This window comes from Stieleria sp. (assembly GCF_041595215.1).
GTDB lineage: Bacteria > Planctomycetota > Planctomycetia > Pirellulales > Pirellulaceae > Stieleria > Stieleria magnilauensis.
On record NZ_JBFHKV010000406.1, the window covers coordinates 1 to 6,768 of the forward strand.

Below are 6,768 nucleotides of genomic sequence, written 5' to 3' on the forward strand. Positions count from 1 at the left end.
CGGTGGCGATCCAGGCCCAGCGGGCGCAAAAGTCATTGACCGAATCTCGCGATCGTCTCGTCCGTGACGCGGCTCGAAGCACGCCGCTGGTGGGCGCACACCCCGCCGTCGTCGCAGTGCGCGAAAGCGGCACCAAGGTGGCCAAGACCGATTTGACGGTCATGATCCTCGGCAGCAACGGAACCGGAAAAGAAGTCGTTGCCCGACACATTCACTATGAAAGCGAGCGGAAGAACGGTCCCTTCATCGCGGTCAATTGCGCGGCGCTGGTCGAGTCTTTGTTGGAGAGTGAACTGTTCGGGCACGAGCGGGGTTCGTTTACCGATGCCAACGCGACACGCGTCGGCAAGTTCGAACTCGCCAGCGGCGGCACACTGTTCTTGGACGAAGTCGGTGACATGAGTCCCGGAGGCCAAGCCAAGCTGTTACGTGTGCTGGAACAGCGGGAAGTCGTCCGAGTCGGGGGCAGTGTGCCGATTCCCGTCGACGTCCGCGTGATCGCAGCGACCAATCAACCGCTGGAACAATTGATTGCCGAAAAACGTTTCCGCGAAGACTTGTTCTTTCGATTGAACGTGGTGTCCTTGACCCTGCCGGACTTGGCCAATCGTGGACGTGACGTGTTGCTGCTGGCGGACCATTTCCTGAATCATTTCTGTTACCAGATCGGTCGCAAAGTTCCCTCGCTGTCGGATTCCGCGCAAACGGCATTGTTATCACACCATTGGCCCGGCAACGTACGCGAGCTTCGCAACACGATCGAACGGGTGTGTTATCTCTCGACCGGAGACATGATTCACGCTCCCGATCTGGAACTTCGTCAGCCGCCGATCTCTACGTCGAAAGAACACGACCGAAATCAACGGACCTATCGCGTTGATCTGCCGACGTCACTGGCCGAGTCGACTCGTCTGTTCCAGATCGATCATATCCGTCAGGCGATCGACCAATGCGGCGGCAACATGACCGAGGCGGCATCGAAACTTGACCTCCATCGATCGAACCTGTATCGAAAGATGAAGCAGTTGGGAATGCGCACCGGTGACGAGGATGGCGAAGTGGTCGCGGGGTGATGCAATAAAAAAACTGCCGCCCGCATGCGGGCGACAGTGACCATGATGCGATAGCGCATCGTTGGGGCCTTATTGTTAGCGGAAGGGCGCGAGCCCTCCGGTCTTTCAAGGTGTTTTCGCGCCGAAACCGGACGGCTCGCTTAGACGTTCGCCAAAACTCCAGGTCAATGCGTTACCGCGTTGCCTTCGATGGATTAACGACGGAAACGACCGAACAGTCCACGTCGTCGCGCGGTGTATCGCGGGGTGCAGTACGTCGTTCCTTGCGAATAGCCGTACTGGGGTCGCGCGTTGTAGGATCGGTAGCCTGAGTTGTAGCCCGGCGTGTAATACATGTTTCGGTTCGAGTAGACACCGTTGTTGTATCGGTACGTCCCTTGGTCGTAACGATCGAACACACCGCCGCCGTCAATGACGCCGCCTCCGTCGATGATTCCGGCGCCCGGCGTTGCATCCATGATGCCGCCACCATCGATGATTCCGCCACCGTCAATCACTCCGCTTTTCGGACGCGCATCGAATACGCCGCCGCCGTCGATGACGCCACCTCCGTCGATGATGCCAGGGCCTTGCGCGTTGCTCGTGGCACTGAAAGAGGCGAGGACCAAACCTGCGGATGCTGCATAGAGGGCCAGTTTCTTCATGATGAACTCCAAGTGGTATCGTTGATGGAACATCGAAACGATTTCGATGCGTGTGACACTGGCCGATGTCGCACAAGCGATGCCAAAGACGCGTTGTTGCCGATCAGATGATTTGAGCGGACTTGGGAAACTGGGCGAAAGCTCCGGAGAATCGCAGCCGATTACTCAGCATTTTCCGGGAGAATCGGGCCGTTTGACGGGCACCGATCGCGCGATCGAAAAATCTGGTGAGGCGTCATCAACGACCGCCGACGTGTCCGGATTCGTTCCGAATTGGTCGTTCAGGCGCCACGCCGGTGCGCCCGATTGCTAGCAGTTCATCGAGACGAAGCACACTGCATGTGGGGGCGGTTGATGCGGCAGCGGGGCGGGGGCGTTGGCGTTATTGTTGGCGCTACTATTATCGCTACTGTTGGCTGATCAGGCGTCTCAGTTTGGGCAACAGTTCACGCAGTGCCCGGGAGCGATGGCTGAGCGCCCGTTTGACGGTCAGGTCCAGTTCCGCGAACGTCTTGTGGTACTCGCGGATTTCGAACAGCGGGTCATAGCCGAAGCCGCCACTTCCAGACGGTTCGGTTCGGATCACTCCGCCACAGACGCCGCCGGTGGTGATCCGCACGTTGCCGTCGGGATCGGACAAACAGACTTCACAGTGGTAGCGTGCGGTCCGTTTTTCCATCGGGACGCCCGCCAATTCGCTTAGCAGTTTTGCGTTGTTGGCTTCATCGTCCCCGTGTCGTCCGGCGTACCTTGCCGAGTAGACACCGGGGGCACCGCCGAGCGCGTCGACGGCCAGACCGCTGTCTTCGGCCAGCACCCAACGGCCAAGATGTTTGGCCTGTTCGGTCGCTTTGAGAGCCGCGTTTTCAGAAAACGTTTCACCGGTTTCTTCGACGTCGATCGAATCCGGGATCTCGGCGAGCGAATGCAAACTGTAGTGTTCTGCCGGCAGCATCAACCGCAACTCGATCAGCTTCTTGGCGTTGTTGGTCCCCAGGACAAGATCGAACATCAGCAAACCCTACAACAAAAGTGGCGTAAGCTTCCAGCTTGCGATTCCGAGAAGCCCCAGCTTTCAGCGAGTGCATTCATGCGACGCAAGCGTCCTGCCTCCTCCACGGAAAGACTATTGTTTTTCGACGGCTTTGGCGAGCGCGTAGATTTCGTCGGCATTGAGCACTTTGTCGTTCGATTCGAACAACGATTGAATCGCCGCGCGGTGCGTCTTCATCTTCAATCCGCCGACGCCGATCGCGCCATAGCCGACCGCGTCGGAGTCTTCGCTGATCGGTTTGGCTTTGTCCATCACCGCAATGCCACCCAATCCCGCCGGGGGCACGGCGTTGAGGTCGATGGCGACCGCCAAGTCTTTCGCTGCGACCAGATCAGATTTTTCGGCCAGCTGGATGCCGGCAGCCCCACAGGCGATCACGATGTTGGCGGGGGCAAGAATGCTGCCGACTTGATCGGGAGACCCAGATTCGGCGGCCGACAATCGATCCGCAATGTTCTCGCCGGCGTCATGGGCGACTCGGTCGCAAGCCTCTTGGGCGCGAGCCAAGGATCGGCTGGTCAGCGTGACCGATGCGCCGTCGCTGGCCAGCAAGCGTGCGACCCGTTGGCCGACCGGTCCGGTGCCACCGAGGACCACGGCATGCGCTCCGGCGAGTTCCAGGTGTCGTGCGGCGGCGACGACGGCGGCCGCGGCGGTCGTGTTGCAACCATTGGCGTCCATCATCACTGAGACGCGAACGGGTCCGAAGAACGCATCCGTCACGCATTGAAGCAGCGTTTCGGCGAGCGTGACATCGCTGCCACCGAGAAAGATGGCGGTGTTTTTGAGATCGTCGCCGCCGCGGGTGAACATCGCACCGTGGACGAGCGGTTCGATCGATGTCGCTTGGACGCCCGCATACGGAACCAGATGGTCGACGCCGGAATCGACGGCGACGACGGCATCAAACGAGCTGGCTTGGGGATCACAATCGAATTGAAACAGAATGCGTTTCGTCATGCGTTGCCCGGAGGTTAGGGGGCGGGTTTCAGAGGTCGCGTGGATCGACCAATCATGGGCCGACCGCTTGGAATGGCAGTCATTTGCCGGCGGTCGAGCGAACCGAACACCGCCTGATCAGCAGGCGATGTTCTGGATCACCGATAAAGAAGTCACCCTCCTTGGCAGGAGGGTCGAGCGAAGCGAGGGGAGGTGGAACGGGCGAATCGCCAGTTTCGCGTCGTGCTTAGAAGTTGCCCTTGAACGGGTGCGCCGCGGAATCCTTTTGCGCGATCATTTCTTGGGCCGTCGGTTTGCCGCCCATCGCGTTGGCCAGCGATTGCTTGACCGCTTCGTAATTGAAGTTGTAGATCTTTTCGTCATCGTCGGCTTCGGGGTGAATGAACACACCGCAGACACAGACCAAGTCTTCGGCTTGATCGGCGGGGATGACGCCTTCGGCGACCGAGTCGGCGACGGCTTTGGCGACGGCCGCTTGGGCAGGGCCGAACATTTGCACGACCTGCTTGAAACCCTTCAAAGTGACCTTGGTGATCATCACGGTCGACGGTTTGACGGCCACGTTGGGCGCCAGAACGGCCAACAAGTTCGTGTGACCTTCGCTTTGCGTGGACAGGGCGTTGGCGAAGGCGGTGCCGACCGGACCGTCTTTGCTGCCGATCATCAAATCGATGTGTGCGACTTCGTTGCCATCGCCCACCAGGGCCTCACCAATGTAAAACTTCATTTCAGTGACCTGTTCAAAAGAAAGTTTGGTTCGAAGACCGGTGGGGAAACACATGTCCGTTGCCCCGCATGACGCTCCGGCAATCGGACCGCTGAGCGCCTGGGGTGGGTCTGGAGTCGGGGAAAAGCTAACAAACCATGACGCCGATGCAAACACCCGGTCAAATTCAAAATTCCCAGTCGCCCCGGACGGCCGATTGTGATCGATCCCGGCGTGGTCCCGTCGTGCTGGTCGGCGCTTCGGTCCGGGCAGCGGCGGAATCGGCACGAATCGCCGGTTTTTCGCCGATCGCCGTCGATCATTACGGCGACCGTGAGACGCTGGCGGCGGCCCGACGCTGGTATCAGCTGGACGATTTCCTGGATTCCCTGGAATCGCGGCCGCTTGACCGCATCGTCCCCGAACGGGCACCGATTGCGCTCGTGGGCGGGCTTGAGCGAGGTTACGGCTGGATCGGTCCAACTGAGCGTTCGTTTTGGGGCGCTTCTCCCGAGCAGTTCTTGACCTGTGACCGCCCCGAGTTTCTGAGCGACTTGGCCGCCCGCGCGGCCGTGCGGTTGCCGGAGACACGCTGTGCGGGCGCGGCGTCCCCGGGTTGGCTGGTCAAGCGTCGCGGCAGCTCCGGCGGTCTGGGCGTGTCCTACAGCGAGGGTGTGGGAGAGATTCCCGCCGGGGCGATCTTGCAGCGGCCCGTTCGTGGCCGCATCTGCGGGGCAAGCTTTTTCGGCTTGGGAGACCGGGCGATGTTGCTGGGCGTGTGCCGGCTATTGAAAAAACGAATCGGGCCGTATCCGTTCGTGTTCGCCGGGGCGCTCGGTCCGATCCCCTTGAACGTCGAGCTGGTAAACGCGCTCGGTCGACTCGGCGACGCCTTCTGTTGCCTTTCGCCGCTCGTCGGTCCTTTCAACATCGACGTGGTGCTGCGACACGACACGGTCACGCTGTTGGAGGTCAACCCGCGTTGGAGTGCTTCGATGGAATTGGTCGAGCGGGCATGGGGCGCGACGTTGAATGAGCCGTGTTCGATGTTTGACGAATCGGCCGATTGGATTCGTCGTGTGGAACAGATCGCGCTGGATCACGCTGGCGTTTTTCCGTCGGACCACGCGTTTCTCAAACGCGTGCTGTTTGCGCGAACCGATCGCCGTGTGGATGCCACCGACTTTGACCGGCAGCCGAGCGATGACCGCTGGGTGTGGAAAGACGTTCCCCGCCGGCCGACCGATGTCCGGCGTCACGAGCCGCTGGCGACCTTGATCGCGCCCCTGGAACGCATGTCGCTTCAACAAGCGTTTCGCGTTATGGTTTGATCATGAAAGAACCGCAGACCGGCACCAGCCCCGAACCGTTGGATGTGATTGCCGTCGGATCACATCCCGACGACGTCGAAGTCGCGTGTGGTGGGACGTTGGCCAAGCTTGCCGCGGCGGGGCATCGGGTCGGGATCGTCGATTTGACCGATGGAGAGCCGACGCCGTACAGCGACGGTCCGGAGGCGCGGATGAAGGAAGCCGAGGCGGCAGCAAACGTGCTGGGCGCGGTCGTGCGGATTCAACTGGACCTTCCCAATCGTCGTCTGTTGGATTGCTTCGAGCATCGGGTCGCATTGGCGAAAGTCTTTCGTCGCTATCGGCCACGCATCGTGATCGGTTTTGGCGACAAGACGCCGATGGCATCGCCGGATCATTTCCAAACGATGCTGATCACCGATGCCGCCGTCTTTTACAGTCGGTTGACCAAATGGGAGGAGCACTTTGACGGGTTGCCGGTTCATCAAATCGAACGCCAGCTTTACTTTCGGCTTGCGATTGAGCCGATGACGTTGGCGGGAAATCCGTTTCACATCCTGGTCGACATCGGCGAGACGCTGGAACAGAAGATCGCATCGATGCAGTGTTACCACAGTCAATTCGCGCACAAGCACGCGATGGACGAGCGGATTCGCGCTGCGGCGGTGATGACCGGTTCGATCGCCGGCATCGCGGCCGCGGAAGCCTTTGCCGCGGCGCGGCCGTTTGCGGCCAAGGATCTGATGAGTGCCGTGGGGCTGTAGCGGTCGGTGTCGCTGCGGAGCAGCGAGCGGGAGTCGCCTGAAGGCTAGACACCAACGCGCGCTGGTGTCCAGGCTTTAGCCGCCCATTCCGCTGCTTCGCAGCGAGCGGAAATCGCCTGAAGGCTAGACACCAACGTGCGCTGGTGTGCAGGCTTTAGCCGCCCAGTCCGCTGCTACGCAGCGAGCAGGAGTCGCCTGAAGGCTAGACACCAACGTGCGCTGGTGTCCAGGCTTTAGCCGCGCGTGTCGCTGCGGAG

The 6,768-nt window shown here is 60.5% G+C and carries 7 protein-coding genes; 3 read left to right on the forward strand and 4 right to left on the reverse strand.

The window, feature by feature from the left end; translation table 11 throughout:
- A partial coding sequence (locus ABX749_RS16420) for a sigma-54 interaction domain-containing protein (protein WP_372896923.1) occupies positions 1–1,073 on the forward strand: 1,073 nt, incomplete at its 5' end.
- Between the two features lie 194 nt (positions 1,074–1,267).
- On the opposite strand, the gene ABX749_RS16425 is transcribed toward ABX749_RS16420, so the two are convergent.
- The 4 genes from ABX749_RS16425 to fae all read right to left on the reverse strand — a co-directional run bounded on the left by ABX749_RS16425 (position 1,268) and on the right by fae (position 4,458).
- Positions 1,268–1,750 (reverse strand): hypothetical protein, encoded by a 483-nt coding sequence (locus ABX749_RS16425; RefSeq protein WP_145213218.1) that lies wholly within the window; start codon positions 1,748–1,750, stop codon positions 1,268–1,270.
- Between the two features lie 373 nt (positions 1,751–2,123).
- A complete protein-coding gene (gene rdgB / locus ABX749_RS16430) occupies positions 2,124–2,729 on the reverse strand; it encodes an RdgB/HAM1 family non-canonical purine NTP pyrophosphatase (protein ID WP_372896924.1) in 606 nt (201 codons plus the stop codon).
- A gap of 114 nt (positions 2,730–2,843) precedes the next feature.
- Complete coding sequence (locus ABX749_RS16435; protein ID WP_372896925.1) at positions 2,844–3,731, reverse strand: NADP-dependent methylenetetrahydromethanopterin/methylenetetrahydrofolate dehydrogenase; 888 nt, start codon at positions 3,729–3,731, stop codon at positions 2,844–2,846.
- Positions 3,732–3,957: 226 nt separating this feature from the next.
- Positions 3,958–4,458 (reverse strand): formaldehyde-activating enzyme, encoded by a 501-nt coding sequence (gene fae, locus ABX749_RS16440; RefSeq protein WP_145213228.1) that lies wholly within the window; start codon positions 4,456–4,458, stop codon positions 3,958–3,960.
- A gap of 146 nt (positions 4,459–4,604) precedes the next feature.
- Here fae and ABX749_RS16445 point away from each other — a divergent pair, with 146 nt between their 5' ends.
- Together ABX749_RS16445 and ABX749_RS16450 are read left to right on the forward strand one after the other, a co-directional pair.
- A complete protein-coding gene (locus tag ABX749_RS16445) occupies positions 4,605–5,768 on the forward strand; it encodes an ATP-grasp domain-containing protein (protein WP_372896926.1) in 1,164 nt (387 codons plus the stop codon).
- A gap of 2 nt (positions 5,769–5,770) precedes the next feature.
- Positions 5,771–6,511 carry a PIG-L family deacetylase gene (locus tag ABX749_RS16450; RefSeq protein WP_145213234.1) on the forward strand — a complete coding sequence of 247 codons (741 nt, stop codon included), beginning with the start codon at positions 5,771–5,773 and terminating at the stop codon, positions 6,509–6,511.
- Positions 6,512–6,768 lie beyond the last annotated feature (257 nt).

What these genes read in the sequence shown, in the direction of transcription:
- ABX749_RS16425 (WP_145213218.1), bottom strand. Translation starts at nt 1,750, where the DNA reads ATGTTCCATCAACGATACCACTTGGAGTTCATCATGAAGAAACTGGCC.
- rdgB (WP_372896924.1), bottom strand. Translation starts at nt 2,729, where the DNA reads ATGTTCGATCTTGTCCTGGGGACCAACAACGCCAAGAAGCTGATCGAG.
- ABX749_RS16435 (WP_372896925.1), bottom strand. Translation starts at nt 3,731, where the DNA reads ATGACGAAACGCATTCTGTTTCAATTCGATTGTGATCCCCAAGCCAGC.
- fae (WP_145213228.1), bottom strand. Translation starts at nt 4,458, where the DNA reads ATGAAGTTTTACATTGGTGAGGCCCTGGTGGGCGATGGCAACGAAGTC.
- ABX749_RS16445 (WP_372896926.1), top strand. Translation starts at nt 4,605, where the DNA reads ATGCAAACACCCGGTCAAATTCAAAATTCCCAGTCGCCCCGGACGGCC.
- ABX749_RS16450 (WP_145213234.1), top strand. Translation starts at nt 5,771, where the DNA reads ATGAAAGAACCGCAGACCGGCACCAGCCCCGAACCGTTGGATGTGATT.